Origin of the sequence: Mucilaginibacter sp. cycad4 (assembly GCF_034263275.1) — a bacterium.
Classification (GTDB): domain Bacteria; phylum Bacteroidota; class Bacteroidia; order Sphingobacteriales; family Sphingobacteriaceae; genus Mucilaginibacter.
Genome location: NZ_CP139559.1, coordinates 1612584 through 1633357 on the forward strand (window position 1 = coordinate 1612584; position 20774 = coordinate 1633357).

Genomic DNA, 20774 nt, shown 5'->3' on the forward strand with positions numbered 1-20774 from the left:
GACGATTAATTTTGAAGAGGGGTATTTAATGTTGCGTAGTCAACAGTTACATTATCGCCATCGGTTGCAACAAGGTACAGCCTGTACCTGTTATCATTTTGGGGGATTGTAACGTATACGTCCGGGCTGTTTCCTACCTTTTTCATGCCGGTAGCATTACCCAAATTGTCTGTTTTGACAAGATACCATTCAAATTTCAATCCGGTTTTTAAATATGCGGCAATGTTCCAGTGACCGTAAGAAAATACCAGTGCATTATAACGCAGGGATGTCCCCGGAGTAGTTGTTAATGCAGGTTTTAATATTTTAACAACAGGCAAGTTATAGATAGCTATATTGCCATTCCAGTTCTTGCTTATTTTGTAAAGATACCGTTTGTTCCTACCCCATACGTCTTTCAAACCGTCAAACGTAACAGCAGTTCCGCTTTGCTGATCCTGCCAGTTAGCGTAAAAAATCCCGCCGGAGTGCTGTATATCCTGGAGTGCGCGGGGATCAGTGCAACTGAAAAAATAAGGCGTTTTAAAATCCCGGCTAATATATTTTAATGACTGTTTGTTATTAACGATTAGTCCAAAGGCATCGATTGCAGGTATTTGCCCTTTTAGTATTTGCATAGCAGGACTAAGTGTGGGGGCGGATAAAAGGTCAATGGTTAATGGCCTCGTTGGGTCTGCAAGTTTAATTTCGTTTACCAAACGTTTTAACAAATTGATATAATGCTGTTGAGCCCGGTACAACTGTGGCTCATGATAAAATTGGGATAGCTGCTGGTAGGTACTATTGCCTAAGTTCCAGGCACTGATGTTAGGGTTTGATTTATTTTTATTTATGGTGTTAAGGATGATATTGAATTGTTCGTGCAGATAGGTGGTATCATTGACGAAGCTCGATGGAGCGGGCATCCAAAAACTATAATTAATTTTTAAGCCTTGTTGTGCCGCTGCATCAAAAATTGAGTGGTCGTAAATATTCGGTCCATATATTTTTATGGTATTTATTCCCGCTTTCCTTATGTCTTCGAAATCATTAACTATAATTTTTTTTGTGAGCGGGGCTATATTTTTATACCAGTAGTTTCCCTTAGAGTAGATTACGCCTTTTACTGAAGAAAAAAATGGAGGGTTTATTAATAAATGTTTTTGGCCGGTGATTGGATCTTGTTCAATAATATTTATCGAAGTATCTGATGATGGTTTCGAAATGCTATTGTAAAGTCGCGATTGCCTGATCAATTGGGATAACCCGGCGGTATCTGATGAGGAGCTGAAGTCGGCAAAAGACTTTTTGCTGACTTCATTTTTTGCATCGAAACCACGCGTAAAATTAAAGCCTGCATCTTCATCCGACTCCTGAGAGGCATATATGCATATGCAAACCACTACTATGCTAAGAATCAGACTAACCTTCCTTAAACCGAAATAGATCTTTCTTCTTAACAGCCAAAAAAATATTTTAACGCGGTGTATTTTTGAAACGAGGGTAAATAGCGTTGCATGTTTATCCAGATAGGCCTGAAACTTGAGTTCTGAACTCGCGATAAGCATAAATATCATGAACATACAATTCAGGCCGACAATGCCGGACATGAAAAGTGTAAAGGGGTTCCAGTCGTTGTAAAGGCCGTAAACAATAGCGGCAATGGATACAACCAACACTACAATATTGGGTAAGTTGTTTTTTAAATTTTTTTCATCTTTGATATCCTTGGGGGTGGCTATGTACGGAACATTCTTCCTGATAATAGTATAAATAAAGCCCAATATAAAAACCCACCATGTACCTATAAGCAGTAAGCCGCCCACTACATGAAATCCCCGCTCATTATCCTCCATTACCCATTGCTGAACAAAATGCCTGATCAGAACAACTGAAGTTATAAAAGGAACACTGATAATTAAAAATTCAGAAAAGTCCATTCTTAACGGAAAAGCATCCGTGAACAGGGATATGACCGGGATTGAAAAATTAATAAGAAAAACAAAACCTGATAAGTAAAATAGAGGTAACAGGCCGTAATGAAGTTTTTGCCGCCAGTTGAATTTTCTAAAAAGCTTAACATAGGAAGTCACAAGGAGCTCAAAAACCCCCCGCGACCATTTCAACTGTTGCTTATAGTAAGCTGATAAAGTAGCAGGAACCAGGCCCCGGGTTAATACAGCCGGAACATAAATGGATTTCCAATTGCGCGCATGGAGCTGCATTGCCGTATGCATATCTTCAGCTAATCCGGCAGCATGTCCGCCAATGGATTCCAGCGCTGTTCGTCTGAAAGTACAATTGGCACCTATGGCCTGAACAGTTCCATAGCTGTTCATGCACATCATCATCGGGCCGTAAAACTGATAGGTTTGTTGTGCCGCGCCTTTAGCTATCCATCCGATGTCATGATTGTAATAGGCCTGTACAATTTGTACATAACCAATTTCCGGGTTATCAAAATGAGCGACTATAGGATCCAGAAATTCGGGTACAGGTATGTGGTCAGGATCAAGAATCAAACATAGTTCGCCCGATGACTGGGCTAAGGCATTATTGATATTGCCTGCTTTGGCGTTTATCTTCTTAGTTCTTGTTATATGGTGAACCCCCAGTTCTTTGCAAACCGATTTCAGGTAAGGGTCATCGGCCTCGTCGCACAAAAAGGTTTCATGGGGATAACGTATAGCCTGAATGGCAGTAAGTGTTTCAACAATCATTTCATATGGTTCGCCGGCGCAAAACGTGGTAAATATGTCTACCGTATACTGTTTTGTTATAGGCGGAGCGGGCGGAACGGTTATTGACCAATAGTGGTACCACTCATATATTATTTTGAAAAAGGTATAAACAAAGGTTGATATTAATAGCCAATACAGCGGCTGATAACCAATAACTGATTTTCTGAGCAGGCTGTGTATTAAAAAAAACATACAAAGCAAACCGATGATAATCATCAGCCTTAAATAAAATAATTGTAGTTTGGAAGGTGGTTTTATAATATTGTTCATGGATTTTTTAATACATAAAAAGGGGTGTTTGATGTAGCAAAAGAGCCCTTTTGATTATATACATAAACCAATAAGCGATAAGGGCCTTCTTGATCAGGTACTTTAAACGTCAAGTCCGGCCCGCTGTGCCCGATAATTAAATTTTTAATTTCCTTTGGTTTGTTTTGGTTAAAAGCGCCATTGGGTTTGAACCAGTCTTCCGCAAATATTTTCCATTTAAATGTTAAGCCGGTGGTATCAGGATTTTCAAGATACACCTTGCTGTTTACGGTTATGTTTGATTTAAATATGATATTGTCCTTAGCACCTTTTCCATCTACCAGCATGTATTTTAATACAGGGGCCTTTTTTGGTGCCTTTTGGCCGGTCCAGATATAATGCATCACCTGAACGGCCTCAGTTTCAGCGCCATTTTCGTCAAAAAGACTGAACCAGGTTGGCGTTAGTTCCTGTTTTTGACCCCAATAAAATACCATCGACCCCAGAAACCTGGAGTTATTAACCGGCATATACTTTTCATAGGTGTCAAGATATTGCTCCGCCTTTTTTGTACTGGTATTTTCAATATAAGCCCCCCAGGCGTTTTGATTGTCCGCAATCCAGGGGCCTTCAATTCCCCATTCTGTTATTAAGAACGGGCCATCCCAAAACCACTTGAATTTCTGAAGGTCTTCGTTTAATGTTTGTATCGACCCAAAAACATTGAACGAGATGAAGTCAATCTTCGTGCGTAGCTTAATATTGATGATGTTTTTCTTTTGAAAGGACATAATGGTTGTGGTAACCGGATGCTGTGGGTCGTCCAGGTGGATCATGTCAACCACATCATTAAATACGGTATAAAACTGATTGTATTTCGGTTTGTAAGGGAATGCGAGCTCATTGCCCACGCACCAGCTCAAAAGCGCGGGGTGATGCTTAAACCTATTTACAATACCGGCAATCGTCTTCACATGGGCAATGGCCTTCGGGGTTTTGTAAAAGTCATCTATACTTTCGCTTGGAGGCATTGGCAAACCTGCTATTACAGCTAAATGATTGGCCTGCGCCGAATCTAAAACACTCCCTAAATTTGAGGTGTCCCAAACTCTTATCGTATTGCCCCCGGCCTCTTTCAGCCGTTTTAAGTTTGTAAAGCCGGAAGCCCCTTTTATGAAAAATGGCTCACCATTACGATACAGTGAATATTTGCCATTTTCCTTTTTGATGTAAACCCCATTTTTAACAGCATTGCCAGGTTGTGACCGGTTACAAGACATAGAGGAAAAACAAAGTATCAGGCAGCTAATAATTAATCGTAAAAGAGGACATCTCATAAATGGTAGTTCGGTTCATTTAAAAAAGCAAATGATACTTTGGTAGTTATATATAAATCTCTTCGTCTTTGAATAAAAAGAAATTCCAACTGCAGGTTCCGGTTCATATTGCGAATATTCAAAAAATCATGTAAATATTGGCTGTATACGGAAAGTATAATTAATAGTTTATATGTAGGCCAGGAATGAAGAAGAGCGGCTGCAGGTTTAGCAGATATAACTTAAGTTGTTTAAAAACAAATAAAAGCGTCATTGCACGGAAACACCAGGGCAACGCCCGGAAAAAATCGTAATGACGTTTAAAATATATTTTAGCAATGGTACACGGGGTTGCGTTGGATGGGAGCGGATATCGCCCTCTGGTAAGGCCCCGGGTAGCATAAACGCCCGGGCCGCAGGCAACTGCCCATGTTATAAAATTGATCGAAAAACATACTTAATAAACAGGTAAAGACGACAAGAAAATGATGTGTATATTGTGCTTGATCGCCTGAGCCGTCAGAATACGTTTACTGACAGCAAATTTTATTGCGGGCAAATACCAAAATACAGATACCTGTGAAACCGGAAAACGTGATTATGATACAATAACAGGTTCGGGGCCAAATGACCTTGTGGCGGCCATATTGCAGCCATTGCTACTGCAGGTGCTATCAAAGTCGATTCAAAAAAACTTTTCCTACGTAATTCGATGGTGCTGATCACTGCCATCCCAATGATGATCTTCAATTAATCTCAATTTCAATGTTACGGGGAAAGTTAATCGTTTCGGCCATCCGAAAGCGAACAGCTATGTGTTCGGTTGTGTTACAGTTTATGTATTAAATTTATATAATTATCTGTATATAAATAGATTGTAAATTTGGAACAAGGATTGAGCCATTTGTACGAATTGAAAACCTATACATTCCATATTAACGCCTACGACCTGGTATTTTTTGGGGCTATTTTCCTCGGACTGGCCTCCGCCGTGCTTTTGTGGTTCAGCAAAAGGCTAAACGAAACAGCAAACCGGTTTTTTGCCCTGGTATTAGTTACAGTTGTTTTGTACATAACCCGCATATTAGCCATTGACATTCAGCTCGCAACCTATATTCCTTATTGGAGCCGACTGCCGCTGCAATTTTCGCTGGCATTTGGCCCCCTGATTTTCTTTTATGTACTTAAAATAATCCGGCCGGAATATAAATTCAGATTTAGAGATTTGCTGCATTTCATCCCGTTATTGCTCGAACTTTGCGCTCAGCTACTGGAGATCAATGATAGTATTAAAACAGGCAAAGCTGCGTATGATACACTGACCTTTCACCGGTTGAACCCTGCATTTCAATTGCTTGGATTTATTTCGGTCATTATTTATCTGTATGCCTCCCATAAACTGATAGAAAACTTTTACCGGGGTATTAAATTTAATAGGGGTGACAGGTATCGGTACGAAATGGGATGGCTGCATCGTTTGCTAACTGGTTTCGGCATTTTGTGGCTATGCTGGATGCTCCTTGCGGCCACAGATTACTTTTATTACCATCATCAATTAGGAATGCAGGTTTATTACCCCCTGTATCTCTTTTTAGTGATACTTACTATCCGGATGGCGGCTATCGCTTTTTTGAGGCCGGAGGCTGGCTTATCACCAGGTGCTTCGCGGGTTTTTAAAGTGGCGTTACCCGGAGAGTCAAAGCAAAAGGGTACCTGGCTGAAGAAAGTCATGAAAGCCAACCTGTATTACCAGGATCCGGAACTTAATTTACGTTCGCTGGCCGAAAGGCTCGATTTGCATCCAAATGAATTATCCCGGATCATTAACACGGTGCTCAAAAAAAGTTTTAATGATTTCATTAATGAGTATCGCGTTGCCGGTGTGGCCCGGAAAATGCAGGATCCTGCTTATGATCATCTAACGCTGCTCGGTATAGCCTTCGAATCAGGATTTAATTCGAAAACCACCTTTAACCGCACTTTTAGACAAATGACCGGTAAAAGTCCGGCCGAATATAAACTTGAACTAAAAAAAGAGCGACCATATTATAATTTGGAACGCCAGCCCCATTTTACGGCAGTAATTTTAAACCAGGAAACAGCTCCGGGCTGGACCGTTAATAAACCAAATCGATACGTTATGTTTAAAAATTACTTCAAAATAGCCTGGCGTAACCTGATACGCAATAAAAGCTATGCTACTATTAATATTACCGGCTTGGCAATTGGGATAGCAGCCTGCCTGCTCATATTCCTAATTGTTCAGTATGAAACAAGTTTCGATAGTTTTCATGCCAATAAAGACCGGATCTATCGTATTGTGACGGTGAGCAGTGGCCCTGATGGAACACATGCCGGCCAAGGGACGCCATTGCCGCTAATTGAAGGGTTGAAGCTTGATTTTCCACAAATAAAGCAGTTGGCTAACATTATGAAGAACGATGGATCGCATTATACTGTAGGTGATGGGCGTAATGGAAATCCATTGAAAAAGTTTAAAGAAGATCTGGCTTATTATGCCGATCCGGGGTTTTTTCAGATTTTTGATTTCAAGTGGCTGGCAGGAGATAAAAACACCGCTTTAGCCGAGCCTAAAACCATTGCACTATCCCGTGATGAAGCTGATAAATTTTTCGGCGACTGGCATAAGGCGATGGGGAAAACAATAAGATACGAAAATAAACGCGATCTTAAAGTGACCGGGATCTTTGAGAACACCCCGGTCAATACTGATTTCCCGATGAAGCTTGCCGTTTCCTGGGTAACACTTATCGAAAAAGGAGGGGACCTTGGCGGCAATGCACAGGATTGGATTAGTACCTTCGGCGACAGGAATTGCTATATCATTTTGCCTCCCGGCATGAACGAAAAACGGTTTAATACCGACCTTGCAGCATTCGCAAAAAAGCACGTGCCGGCACCTTATAATAAAAATGAGATCTTTCAACTACAGGCATTGAAAGACATGCATTATGATACCAATGTAGGGGTATACAGCGGCCACCCATTCAGTAAGCAATTGATCAGTGTTATCAGTTTGATTGGTTTATTCCTGCTCATCATTGCCTGCGTTAACTTTATCAACCTGGCTACCGCCCAGGCTGTAAACCGCTCAAAAGAGGTTGGTATACGTAAGGTATTGGGTAGTAACCGATATCAATTGGTTCTGCAATTTATTAGCGAGACCCTGATCATCACTTTATTTGCGGTTATACTGGCTGCGATAATCTCACTTGTGGCATTACCGATGTTGAACAACCTGCTTGAGATCCAGCTGGGCGGGAGTTTCCTGGCGGATCCTATGGTGATCTTGTTTTTAGCAGGTGTGGTTATCGGGGTTACTTTTTTAGCCGGGTTCTATCCGGCGCTTGTGTTATCAGGATTTAACCCGATAGCGGCATTGAGAAATAAGATCAACGCCGGCCGTGCGAGCGGCATCTCATTACGCAGGGTTTTGGTGGTGGCGCAGTTTTGTATAGCACAGTTTCTGGTGATCGGAACCCTTGTGATGATTTATCAAATGAATTATTTTAGAAACAAATCGCTCGGGTTTAATAAAGATGCTGTAATTACTGTCCCCTTTCCGGGAGATAGCATCAGCAGGGCAAGGGTGAGTGCGCTAAAAAATCAGCTTTTACAACAATCGGGCATAAAAGATGTGAGTGTTAGCCTATACGGCCCGTCCGATAATAGTGGTTGGTTTAGCGACTTTAAATTCAATAATTCGACAAAACAGGTCGATTTTGCCGCCTGCCTGAAATGGGCCGACGCTGACTATTTCAGGCTATATGATATTCAATTTTTAGCCGGTAGTCCATACAAAAAAACAGATACCATATCAGGCTATGTTGTTAATGAAACTTTGATACATAAACTGGGTATTACCGACCCAAAGCAAGCCATAGGCAAATATATTATGCTATGGGATGATAAAAAATTAAATGCGCAGATTACTGGTGTGGTTAAAGATTATAATGTAGCCTCACTGCGTAATGCTATCCCACCTGTATTGATGGGCCCTTGGAAGAGGCAATACTCAAAGTTAAATATCAAAATCCAACCCCAAAACGTAAGGCAAACCCTTGACGGTATTGAAAGCCTATGGAACAAAACTTTCCCGGAAGGCGTATATGAATATCAGTTCCTCGACAAAACAATCGCTGATTTTTATAGGAACGAGGACGAATTATCTACACTTTATAAAATATTTGCTGGCATAGCCATATTTATTTCGTGCCTTGGCTTGTATGGCCTGGTATCGTTTATGGCTTTACAACGCACTAAAGAAGTGGGGATACGTAAAACGTTAGGAGCCACCGTAGGGCATATTGTGTATTTGTTCTCCAAAGAATTTACGGTGCTTATTGTCATCGCGTTTACCATATCTGCACCTATCGGCTACTATTTTATGCATAAATGGCTGCAGGATTACACTTATAGGATCAATATCGGCCCGGATATTTTTATTGTGGCGATATTAGCATCAGTGGCCATTGCCTGGACAAGCGTAGGCTATAAAGCTGTAAAAGCGGCACTGGCTAATCCTGTGAAAAGTTTAAGGAGTGAATAAATTAACAGGAGACCTGACTAATAATCAAAGGGCAACCATTTATTATATGGTTACCTTGCAACATCTATAAAAACGAAATAGTCGGACATAAGGTCGTTCGATACACAGAAGTTGGCCCGGAGAAATATTTTAAGCCTGAAAGTCAGGAGTTTCCTTTGTTAAAGCCTACGGCATCCCTGAAATGTAAAGGAGAAACGCCTGCATGTTTTTTAAAGTAACGGCTAAAATAAAACTCATCAGTGAAGCCCATTTCATGTGCAATCAATTTGACGGGTTTAGCTGTAAGATAAAGCTCCCGTTTGGTTTCTGTTATGACCCGCTCTGTGATCAGATCTGATAAATTCTTATAAAAATGACGCTTGCTGATATTATTGAGCACTGTAATTGAGGTGTTTAACAGGCGGGCATAATCCCCGGGGCGGTGATAAGATCTGAAGTTTTTTTCAATCGCTTCTTTTAGGGTATATATGTGCTGTGGTTCTTTTATGATTGTTGCCTGGTCAGCTTTCCGTCCTTCAATTTTTATTCCCGATGCATTTATCAGCAAAATCTTTAAATAGGATAGCAGTACTTCAGACTGCGCAATGCCGGGTTGTTGCATTTCAGATCGCATGCCATCGATACATGTTAAGATCGATTTCCTGTTAGAGGGAGATAAGTCTGTAACCGGCGATTCATAAATATTATTAAAGAGGATTCCGTTGCAGGAAACTTCGTGCCGGTGCTGATGAAGGCAAAAAAAATCCGGATGAAAATTAATCATTACGCCTTTCAGGTTTCCTTTGCTTTTAATACAAAAGGCCTGGTAAAGCGAGAAACAAATTAAACAACTTTTGTTAAAATTATATTCGGAAAAATCGGCAACAACGGTACCTTCCCCCTCCATGACCAACATCACCGAAAAAGTATTAAACCTGTTAAAATCAGGAAACGTGTTGTTACTAAAAGGGCTGATGCTAAACAATAACTGCCTATTTTGATCAGTAAGCTCCAATCTGGTGTCGTCCATATCTTTCCTTAAAAAGTAAAAATTACCAGGCATTCGGAATAGGGGCCGGTAATTATATATAAAAAGCAAAGTTAAGTTCAAAAAAAGACAATGGCCCAATATTAAAAACCTTGGATAACGACCAAAAGCGCCGGGCTTTTGATCGTTATCGGTTATTAAAGCGACTTTTCGGAAGGTTCAATTGTTTTATCGCTTATACAGCCAAACCGCCTGGTGATTAAACCCGCTTCGTTAAATTCAAGCTGTTCATTCCCATAGCTATGAAACCATTGACCGTTGCCGTCCTGCCATTCTTCCTGGAACCGTACGGCGTTGCGATTAGCCTTAGCTCCCCAAAGCTCCTTTTTGATGATGTAATTTTGCTGTGTACCGAATTTTTCGGCAAGATAATCTTTCACGGCGTTTCTGCCGCTAAGGAAGGTAGTACGGTCTGACCATTCAACATCTGTGGAATACAAAAGGGACACTTTCCCGGCATCACACGTGTTCCATTGATCTTCATTAAACTGTAGTTTTTCGGTGGCTGTTTCCTTACTGAAAGGTGGTATTAATTCTTCGTTTTTCATCTTATTTCTGATTTAAGACAAAGTTCCCTCTAAAACCCGGGCCGTAACATGGACAGACCTGATAAACGCATGGACTAAATTGTTTTGGTTTTGCAAAATGCCGGGTTCTGAGCTTTTGTTAAACTAATGTTCTGCTATAAATGATAATGAAAAGGCAAAATCATATGAATAACTGCCGTATCTGCTTTAAGATTTGCTCATATGTGATATAAGTGCATGGAGCATGACCAGCGTTGCCGGAACGTCTATCGTACGGCTATGACTGTCATTATAAACACCCCGAATGTAAATTTAATAATGATTTTAACCATGAAAAAAAGGAGCAACCGGTCTGCGGTCGGCTGCTCCTTTTGATGTATTGAGCTTATATTTTTGATGCAATAAATTGAGTTACCTCGGCCAGCCTGTTGCTGAAGCCCCATTCATTATCATACCATGATGCAATTGAAAGCAGATCACCCTGTTTGAAGGTTAAAGGAAGGTCCATTAACGCTGAATGTGAATCACCAACTATCCTCGCCGATGACCATTCTTCCTCCAGTACATCCATTACGCCCTGCAGTTCGCCTGCTGCTGCCGCCTTGCGGAAGGCGTCATTAACTTCATCTACGGTACACGGCTTTGTGGTAATGAGGTTCAATTCGGCGATACTGCCGGTCCGGGTTGGTACCCGGTAAGCTTTACCTGTAACCTTCAAATCATTCCAGATAAACTGCAGGGCTTTGGCAGCTCCGGAGGAGGAGGGGATAATATTTTCTGCTGCTGCCCAGGAGTCGCGGCGGTCCTTCATTGGCTGGTCGGTAAGCGACTGCGAGTTGGTATAGGAATGCACGGTAGAAAAAAGCCCGTATTCGATGCCGAACTGTTCCCTGATCACTTTGATCGGCGCTGCCAGCGCGTTCGTTGTACAGCTCCCCATGCTAACGATATGGTGTTTTGCAGGATCAAAGTGCTCCAGGTTAATGCCCTTTAACAGAACTGCGTCGCAATCCGTGAGGGATTTGCTCGGCGCACTGACTAATACATATTTGGCGCCACGGTCCAGGTGCACTTGTGCGCCTTCCCGTTTAGTTCCCCGGCCGGAGCAGTCTACCACCAGGTCTACACCTAAATCGCCCCAGTTGGGAACACCGCCCGCTGAGTCAACATAAGCGATTTCATGATCATTGAGGACAAACCCTTTGTCATTTGATGCCGCTTTACCTTTCCAGTGGCCGTAGTTGGTATCTACACTGAAAAGCGCGGTAAGCGTTTTCAGGTCTTTTACGTCCGCTACCGCGGTCGGAACAAAAAGCTCCCGGTCTAAGCCGATCCGTAACAATTGACGGCCAATGCGTCCGAAACCATAAACTGCAATTTTTTTCATAGTTAATATTTTAGATTGTTCGCTATTTAAAATTAAATCCAATTGATCCTATAATGTTGTCCCGAATTGGAATAATTACCAAGAAATGTCAAATGTCTGACATGCTATGCCCGGTATATGAAAAGAATTAATGAAATGCACCACCCAACGACAATTTTTTTAATCAGAGGGATATAATCTATTTAAGACTTACTACAGAAAACATCATAACAAGATTATGTATTTCAGGAGAAGCGGTTGAAGTAAACAACCTGATCGAGTTTGCAGAAACGGTTTTTTAGTAGTCTGCCTGCACACAGCAATTGGTTTTCGGGTTAGGCAGGGAAGGGGGGAGCTATGAAGAAATTGCCGAAAAGCTCGCGCTATCTAAACAACACATAATACAGGCAAAGCATCGTTGAAACCTGCTTGAAACAGCCCCTGAGATGTTTCAATGCCACGGTTATCTGGTTTTCAACCGTTCGCTTGGATATTCCCAAGCGGACGGCAATTTCCTGGTTGCTCAAATTATCCATGCGGCTCATGTAAAATATTTCCTGGCAGCGCTTAGGCAATTTTTCAAGGTAATAACTGAGTTCCTGTAACAATTCCTGGTTTTTGATACGGAAGTCGCCCTGGTTGTAGTCGGGGCAATTGCCTGCTTCCAGATTATCCAATTCCAGGATAACCGGGGGCTTCGCCGCACGCATGCGATTATAAACCTGGTATCGGATGGCCGAGAGTAAAAAATTGGGGACAGATTCTATTTCCAGTTGATGCCGGCGATCCCAGATATTCAGGAAAACATCATGTACTGTTTCTTCACTATTTTCACGGTCTTTCAGATAACGGAGGGCAGTTTTATACAATCTTACCCAGTACCGGTCAAAAAGTACGGCGAATGCGTGCTCATCGTCATTACGTACGGCAAGCCACAGCTCCTGATCACTAATATGAGAATTGTACATACAATTGGTTGGATAAAATTAGGAAAAGCCGATCAAAATTATTCAACATTTAAGTCTGGGTGGGAAAAAAAATAAAAACGTATGTGTGTGCCGGCATAAAATTTACACTAACACAATATAAACCTGCAATTGCAACCTGATGATAACTAAAAACGAGTTCCTTGTGCTGTATGAAAAATACATGCGCGGCCAATGTACCGATGCTGAAAAACAGCTATTGGATACATACCGCGATGAAATGCAGTTAGCCGACGAGGTTTGGGATGATGAAGAGGTTAGTGAAACCGATGTACATGCACGGATTTGGCAAAAATTAAGTGAAAGCAGGCAGAACCCTGTTGTCATAATACCTCTTAAACAAACCAGCTACAAATGGATATGGGCTGCTGCTTCATTAGTTGCCATAGCTGTATTGGCGGGTTTGCTGTTTATGCCTGTTAAAAAGGATAATGCCACAGGTATCGTAGCTAAGAATACTAAAACAACCATACTACCCGGAAGCAACAAGGCATATCTCACTTTGGCAAATGGCGATAAAATAGTGCTTGATGACGCCAAGGATGGCCAGCTGATGGCGGGGGCCGGCGTAAAAGTGAGTAAAGCGGCCAACGGCGTGGTTGTTTACAAATTTGACAAAAAGCTTGATGAACAAAGGTATCAGGATGTTCCGGAGATCAATACGATTACAACCCCCCGCGGCGGCCAATACCAGGTTATATTGGAAGATGGTACCAAAGTACAGCTCAATGCAGCGTCGTATATCAGATTCCCTGAGTTTTTTACCGGGGCCAGCCGTGAAATAGAATTGAACGGCGAAGCTTATTTCGAGGTAGCAAAAGACAAGGCCCATCCATTTATAGTTAAAGCCAATGGTACACGGGTGCAGGTATTGGGCACTCACTTTAATATTAACGCCTATAGCGATAACAGTGATATCACCACCACATTGCTGGAGGGCTCGGTTAAAATGAGCAAAGGTGAAGCTGCCGTGATGCTTTTGCCGGGACAACAGGGAACAGTAAACCAAAATGGTTCATTAATAACAGTGAGCCAGGCCGATGTTGAAGCTAATATGGCCTGGATAAACGGCTTTTTTATTTTTCATGATCAAAGCATAGTGAACATCATGAAGCAGGTGAGCCGGTGGTATGACGTGGATGTTGAGTATCAGGATAGCCAGGTTCGGGAAAATGAATTTGGCGGTACAATATCAAAATACAAGGATATTAAGGAGTTGCTTGATAATATTAAGCTTACCGGCAGTATCCACTACAAAATTGAAGGAAGGAGGGTTATCATTATGAAGTAACCTCATACTTACATAATGCTATCCTTAATGAAATAACCAGGAGCGTTCGTACCGCCCCTGGCACAATGCTACGGATAGCAATCAGGTCAGTTAACGATCATTTTTCTCACAACCAATTATTTAACCTAACATTCAAATGTACAAAAATTCTACTGCATTAAAGCGCGGGCAGGTACCCCGTGCTCTATCAAAAATATTTCTGATCATGAAATTGTCGTTCTTTTTGTGTTTGGTTTCCATACTTCAGGTAAGTGCCTCAACAACATTTGCACAAAGGATAAGCCTTAGTAAAAATAACGCCTCGCTTGTTGAAACGCTTAAAGACATTCACAGGCAAAGCGGATATAGCGTGCTCTACAATTCCAAAATGCTAAAAAAAGCTCTTCCTGTAAATGTCGACCTTAAAGATGCCGCTTTAGATGAAGCGCTGAAGCAATGTTTCCGCGATCAGCCCTTTAGTTACGTAGTCAACAATACCACCATTGTGGTTACACCCAAGCCGGCCGAAAATAAACCGGTACAGCTTATCACAGTTACAGGTTCGGTAAAAGATCAGAAAGGACTGCCTTTGCCGGGTGTAACTATAAAGGTAAAAGGAACCAATACAGGTGCACAAACCAACTTAGATGGTAATTATACCATCGCAGTAAATGACAACAGTGCCGTGTTGGTTTTCTCCTTTATAGGTTTCGTTAACCAGGAAGTATCCGTTGGTAATCAAACCAAAATTGATATTGTACTAAAGGAACAAACATCGGCACTTAACGAAATTGTTGTGGTTGGTTACGGTACACAAAAGAAAGTGAACCTTACAGGTGCTGTATCATCGGTTACCGGTGAAACGCTGAATAAACGCCCTGTTGTTAATACAGCTTCAATGCTGGAAGGCCTGGCCCCGGGTGTGCAGGTTAATACAGGTTCGGGCGAGCCGGGAAATGAGAGCGTATCTATCCGCATCCGTGGTAACAGCACATTCAGCGGCGCAGGTTCAGATCCACTGGTATTGATAGATGGTGTTCCCGGTAACTTTAGCGACCTTAACCCAACCGATATCGACAATGTATCGGTATTGAAAGACGCTGCTTCTGCATCTATATACGGCTCAAGGGCTGCCAATGGTGTGGTATTGGTAACAACCAAACAAGGTAAAGCCGGACAAATGTCTGTAACTTATGATGGTAATTTAGGCTACTATAGCCCTACTAAAATGTTTAAACTGGTAACTAACTCCGCCCAATATATGGAGATGTTTAATCAGGCGCGCATTAACAGCGGAACAACGGACCCTAATTCTCTTTATCCGCAGGATCAGATTGATCTATATCGTACCAGTACAGATAAACTACACTATCCAAATACCGATTGGCTGGGTTTGATATTCAGAACTGCACCTACCCAAAACCATAACCTAACCTTTAGCGGCGGTAATGAAAAAACCACGTACAATGTGTCGTTAGGGTATGTTGATCAGGATGGTATTGAAAGGGGCTTTGATTATAAACGATATAGTGCACGTATCAATCTAACTTCAAAAATTAACGATCATATAAAATTTGGTACCAATGTATTATTAAAATCAGGCACAAGGGGTGCTGTGGCCGGCAATCCTTCATCACCCAGCCAATGGGATGGCTCTTCGATGGACCTTTTCCTTTCGGCCATGTCGCAAGCGCCTACTTACGGCCCCTATTTAACTGATGGCAGCGGACATTACACCTACAAAGCTTACGACTTTGAGTACAACAACAAAAACCCTATAGCCGTACTGGATCAAAACTTCAGGAGGATCACTAATGATTACGCCGTAAACGCGCAGGGTTGGGTTGAAGTTCAGTTTAATAAAGATTTTTCATGGTACACCAAAGGCGCGGTGAACTTTAACATGAATAAATACAAGGATTTTAAAGCCACCCTTGATGAGTATAATTTTAAAACAAATCAACTGGCAACATCGCTTGATCTTGGTAAAGGTTTAACCGACCAGGACGAACAAACTGTATACACCAATCTATTTAGCTACTTAAACTATGCACATAATTTTCATGGGCATAACATTAAGGCGCAATTTGGTTACAGCATTGAGCAAAGTAAATATCAATACTTACAAGGCTATCGCAAAAACTTCCCCGACCTGGATTTACAAGAGTTGAATGCAGGCGGTTCGGATATACAAAACGCTTACGGCAGCAGCAATCAATGGGCCTTAATGTCTTACTTCGGTCGTTTAAATTATGATTATAAGGGTCGTTACCTGTTAGAAGCTAATGTGCGTGATGACGGAAGTTCAAAATTTTCGGGCAAGAACAAATGGGGCATATTTCCGTCCTTTTCGGCAGGATGGCGGGTTACCGAAGAGCCTTTTGTAAAGGCCATGAACTTAACCTGGCTGGATAATTTCAAGCTAAGAGGTTCATGGGGGCAGTTGGGGAATCAGAATATAGTAATTAACGGATATGGAGCCAATTATCCATATCAGGCATTGTTAAATTTCACCGGCAACTATTCTTTTGATAATTCGACACTGATAACAGGTGTAGCTCAGCAAAACCTGAACAATCCGGCTATTAAGTGGGAAACCACCACTATGACCGATATCGGTTTGGATGTTACCATTTTCAAAAATTTTAATTTAACCGCCGATTGGTATAACAAAACAACATCCGATATTTTAAGGCAGGCCCAGGTTACCGCAGCTGTGGGCTTAAGTGCGCCTACTATCAATGATGGCTCGGTGAACAACAGGGGTATTGAGCTTGGTATATCATATAATAACGTAATAACCGATGGCGCTTTAAGAGGCTTAGCCTTTAATGTAGGGGCAAATGTTGATCATAATCGGAATAAACTGGTAAAATTTGGTCAAACTGAAATCAATGATTATAAGATCAATCAAAACGGGCAGCCATGGAATTCATTCTATATGCTTCAGGTTATCGGCATATTCCAGTCGGCACAAGAGGTAGCTAATTCCCCTAAACAGTTTTCAGACTCTACCTTACCCGGCGACCTAAAATATAAGGACGTAAATGGCGATGGTAAAATTGATCAGAATGATCGTGCCATTATCGGCGGTGTTTATCCAAAATTAAATTACTCATTTAACTTGTCGGCCAGCTTTAAAGGCTTTGACCTTTCGGCCATGATGCAGGGGGTTTATGGGGTGAAATCATACGTTTCGGGATGGGGCACTATACCTTTTGTGCAAGGATCATCGCCAACCACCGATTGGTTAGACGCCTGGACGCCCGAGCATCCTTCAACCACAATGCCGCGCATTTATTTCGGGCAAAGCGCACCGGATAAGATCGGTCGCAGGTCTACTTTCTTTCTGCAGGATGCATCTTATTTAAGGCTTAAAAACCTGGTATTTGGTTATACCATTCCGGCACAGCTCACCAAAAAAATAGGTGTTAACCGGTTGCGGATTTATTTTGCCGGTGATAACCTGTTAACCATAACCAAATTTAAAGGCCTTGACCCTGAACGCTATGGCAGTGGAGACCAGGTGCAGTACCCGCAAAATAAAATCTACTCTTTTGGTTTGAACGTTTCTTTTTAATTAGCCCACATGAAAAATCGAATTATAACAACCATCATATTAATTACATCGTTGTTTTTAGGCGCGTGTAAAAAGGCACTTGATCTTAACCCTGCGGATCAGATCGCCACTTCAACTTTCTATAAAACGAAGGCGGATTTTGATGCCGCTTTGGCAGCTGTGTATGCTTCCCTGCAACAAGAAGAGTTTTCTTATGGCATGGGCTTCAGGGATGGATTTACCGACAACGGCTATAACCAGTTCAATTCGGGTGCTGCTAAAGATTTTGTGCAGGGCAATTTTAACCCTACAACCGGCGGTTACGAAACCGATATTTATAATCATAGTTATAGCGGTATTGCCAGGGTAAACCTGTTTTTACAAAATTTAGGCAATTATAAAGGCTCGGATATTTCTGATAGCCAGCGTAAAGCATATGAAGGCGAAGTAAGGTTTATCCGTGCTTTTCTCTATTTTCAGTTATACAGCATTTATGGTGATGTGCCGCTGGTGGTACAGCCTCTTGATCTGAGCAATCAGAAGCAACCTAAGGTGCCTGCCGCACAAGTACTCGCTCAGATCACTGCCGACCTGGATTTTGGCATTGCCAATCTGAATGCAGCAGCTTATTACGCCAACGGCGGCCATGCTGCGGCATCATCTGCAAAGGCGCTAAAGGCAAGGGTTTTATTATTTGCAGCATTTGGCAGCACCGGTACGCCGGACGCCGCTATGCTCACCCAGGTAAGGGACCTTTGTCTTAGCCTTATGGGGCAATATAAACTCAGTACCAGTTTTGAAGATATTTTCAGGGATGCTACCCAGAAAAACAACACCGAGATCATCTTCTCAGTTAACTTCCTCGCGCCAAACAATACAGCTCCATGGGATATGTATTATGGCGATTGGGATGCTTGCGCACCGCTGCAAAATATGGTAGATGCCTTTGAATGCACAGATGGGCAGCCATATGGCACTTCGCCGTTAACTGATACCAAAAATCAGTTCAAAAACCGCGACCCAAGGCTGGCCAAAACCGTGTACGCGGATTCTGTTTATTTTGGCCCGGGCAAAGTTCACCATCCTTCAAACCTCAGGCCTACAGGTTATGGAACTATAAAGTTCCTGGAACCGAATAATATACCCTATGGTTTTTCAACTCTTAGCCAGCAGGATGCGGTTATACTGCGTTTAGGCGAGGTAATGCTGATGTACGCTGAAGCTCAAAATGAAATTGCCGGCCCTGATGCAACAGTTTATAAAGCTATGGCCGATTTGCGTGCACGGGTAAATATGCCCGCTTTCCCCGCCGGGTATACCAAAGATCAGATGCGTGAACGCATCAGGCATGAACGCCGTGTTGAGCTTGCTTTTGAAGGCTTGCGTCACTACGATCTGTTAAGATGGCACATTGCCGGTCCGGTGCTTAACGCGGTAAAAACCAGCCTCATCAATTATCATTTTGAAGATAAGTTTTATCATTGGCCGCTGCCTCAAACAGAAATTGATAAGAGCGGAGGCGTGCTTATACAAAATCCGGATTACAAATAGCAATTGGAACTTAAAAACCAAAGGCTGTCTATCAATAAAGTGAACGCCAAAACCCGGACAAAGGTCAGATATTAATTATTCACCGTGATGGGGCTGACTAAAAAGGCTGAATAAGATTTTCCTAAATAAACAAGAAACGGTCAAGGTTTGCCAGGTTAATATTTAAGCGGCTTTGTTTGTTGTCAAAACAGTCAAAAAAAGGGATGAAAAAGGTACTTATGCAACCTTTTTCATCCCTTTTAAGTGTAGCTTTCTCAGGTTATGTGCCATCGCTACCATCGAGATTTCCGTTTCGACCTTTTTGATTCAGCGGAGATGGAACCTTTTGAAACCCATATTATGTTTAAAGTCCCCGAAACAATTTTCAATCTCTATTCCTGTTTGCTTTCTGAGCACAATACAGGCGGGTGGGCATATATCATGGATGTGCAGTCCTTCGCCGGCGTGACGTCTTTTATAAAAATCTGCGATTAAAACCGGCCTGATTGGCGTCGAATCGTATTCTTTATTAGTAACTTCGGATTAGCGTGGAGTAATAAACTTTTAGTATTGGTAAGGCCACCGCTGTTTTTTGCAATGCTTATCGACAGGATCAAACAAATTATCAGTATATCGGATGAGGAGGCGCTGTTGATCAAACAGCTTTTCACCGAAAAGAAGCTCCAAAAGGGGGAGTATTTATTGCAGGAGGGACAGGTTTGCCGTTCGGTTGCGTTGATCGGTACCGGCCTGGTGAGGTATTATGTGAACGAGGACGGTAACGAAGGCACCTATTATTTTGGCAGCGAGGGTGATTTTGTATGTGACTATGAAAGCTTTCTTCCGCAGCTGCCATCCGATAAAAACATCCAGGCGCTGGAAGATACCTTGCTTTACGTCATCAGCTATGATGCTTTGCAAAAAATTTACCGGGAAGTAAAAGCAGGTGAACGCCTGGGCCGGCTCGGTATTGAACAGGTATTCGTCAGTGTTTTACAGCAACTATCCTCGTTTTACAAAGACTCACCCGAAATACGTTATCGGCGTTTTCTCAAAACATTCGCTAATATCAGTCAGCGGGTGCCGCAGTACTATATCGCGTCTTATGTAGGTATTAAACCACAATCTTTATCCCGGATACGAAAAAGAGCCACCAGCAGCATTTATTAACCTGGGTGAATGAATAAAAAATCGGGCAGGGCGACATTTGCTTCAACAAAAAAGTAAAAGCAAATGAAAACACAACCGATCAATCTCTGGGGTCCGCGTTCGGTCTCATACTGGCTTACCACCCTGGTAGCTGTGGGAATTATTTTTCTGGGAGCACGCTTCATGCTTGATCCGGAAGCTGGTGCCAAAGGATTCGGTATTCCGCTGGCGCCTGTCAAAGCGGCAGTGGCTTATGGCTGGATCAAAGGCATCCGGGATATCTTTTCGGGTGTCGTGGTGCTCATCTTCCTCATCTCCCGCCAATCCCGCGCTACGGCTATCACGTTCGGAGCAGCGGCCATCATTCCCATATCTGATTGTCTCAGCGTACTGGCGGTCAACGGTCCTGAAGACCTAACCCACATACTCATCCATGGCATCACAGCAGTGTACATGATGGTTGTCACAGCCTTTTTATTTAAAGCAAAAGCTAACCGCTAAAACC

The 20774-nt window shown here is 42.3% G+C and carries 12 protein-coding genes; 6 read left to right on the top strand and 6 right to left on the bottom strand.

The window, feature by feature from the left end; translation table 11 throughout:
* Window positions 1-5: 5 nt before the first annotated feature.
* The gene (locus tag SNE26_RS06715) at window positions 6-2990 is read right to left on the bottom strand and encodes a glycosyltransferase family 2 protein (RefSeq protein ID WP_321558590.1); all 2985 of its coding nucleotides are present in this window, start codon (window positions 2988-2990) and stop codon (window positions 6-8) included.
* Window positions 2987-4249: a hypothetical protein gene (locus tag SNE26_RS06720; protein WP_321558591.1), complete on the bottom strand. Its 1263-nt coding sequence runs from the start codon at window positions 4247-4249 to the stop codon at window positions 2987-2989. The genes SNE26_RS06715 and SNE26_RS06720 overlap by 4 nt, the downstream gene beginning before the upstream one ends.
* A 919-nt stretch (window positions 4250-5168) precedes the next feature.
* Here SNE26_RS06720 and SNE26_RS06725 point away from each other — a divergent pair.
* Window positions 5169-8855: an ABC transporter permease gene (locus SNE26_RS06725; protein ID WP_321558592.1), complete on the top strand. Its 3687-nt coding sequence runs from the start codon at window positions 5169-5171 to the stop codon at window positions 8853-8855.
* 142 nt (window positions 8856-8997) lie between these two features.
* Here SNE26_RS06725 and SNE26_RS06730 read toward each other — a convergent pair whose 3' ends face one another.
* The 4 genes from SNE26_RS06730 to SNE26_RS06745 form a co-directional block, all read right to left on the bottom strand.
* Entirely contained in the window at window positions 8998-9864 is an 867-nt protein-coding gene (locus SNE26_RS06730; RefSeq protein WP_321558593.1) for a helix-turn-helix domain-containing protein, read from the bottom strand.
* Between the two features lie 155 nt (window positions 9865-10019).
* On the bottom strand, window positions 10020-10430 hold the full coding sequence (locus tag SNE26_RS06735; protein ID WP_321558594.1) for a DUF1348 family protein: 411 nt from the start codon (window positions 10428-10430) through the stop codon (window positions 10020-10022).
* 364 nt (window positions 10431-10794) lie between these two features.
* Complete coding sequence (locus tag SNE26_RS06740) at window positions 10795-11796, bottom strand: type I glyceraldehyde-3-phosphate dehydrogenase (protein WP_321558595.1); 1002 nt, start codon at window positions 11794-11796, stop codon at window positions 10795-10797.
* Window positions 11797-12158: 362 nt separating this feature from the next.
* Window positions 12159-12743, bottom strand: coding sequence for an RNA polymerase sigma-70 factor (locus SNE26_RS06745; protein WP_321558596.1), 585 nt, complete (start codon window positions 12741-12743; stop codon window positions 12159-12161).
* A gap of 139 nt (window positions 12744-12882) precedes the next feature.
* On the opposite strand from SNE26_RS06745, the gene SNE26_RS06750 reads away from it, so the two are divergent.
* The 5 genes from SNE26_RS06750 to SNE26_RS06770 all read left to right on the top strand — a co-directional run bounded on the left by SNE26_RS06750 (window position 12883) and on the right by SNE26_RS06770 (window position 20770).
* Window positions 12883-14052, top strand: coding sequence for a FecR domain-containing protein (locus tag SNE26_RS06750; protein ID WP_321558597.1), 1170 nt, complete (start codon window positions 12883-12885; stop codon window positions 14050-14052).
* A gap of 136 nt (window positions 14053-14188) precedes the next feature.
* The gene (locus SNE26_RS06755; protein ID WP_321558598.1) at window positions 14189-17611 is read left to right on the top strand and encodes a TonB-dependent receptor; all 3423 of its coding nucleotides are present in this window, start codon (window positions 14189-14191) and stop codon (window positions 17609-17611) included.
* A 9-nt stretch (window positions 17612-17620) separates the two neighbouring features.
* Entirely contained in the window at window positions 17621-19141 is a 1521-nt protein-coding gene (locus SNE26_RS06760) for a RagB/SusD family nutrient uptake outer membrane protein (RefSeq protein ID WP_321558599.1), read from the top strand.
* Between the two features lie 576 nt (window positions 19142-19717).
* Window positions 19718-20290, top strand: a complete 573-nt coding sequence (locus SNE26_RS06765) for a Crp/Fnr family transcriptional regulator (protein WP_321558600.1) — start codon at window positions 19718-19720, stop codon at window positions 20288-20290.
* Window positions 20291-20353: 63 nt separating this feature from the next.
* Entirely contained in the window at window positions 20354-20770 is a 417-nt protein-coding gene (locus tag SNE26_RS06770) for a DUF4267 domain-containing protein (protein ID WP_321558601.1), read from the top strand.
* The last annotated feature ends 4 nt before the right edge of the window (window positions 20771-20774 follow it).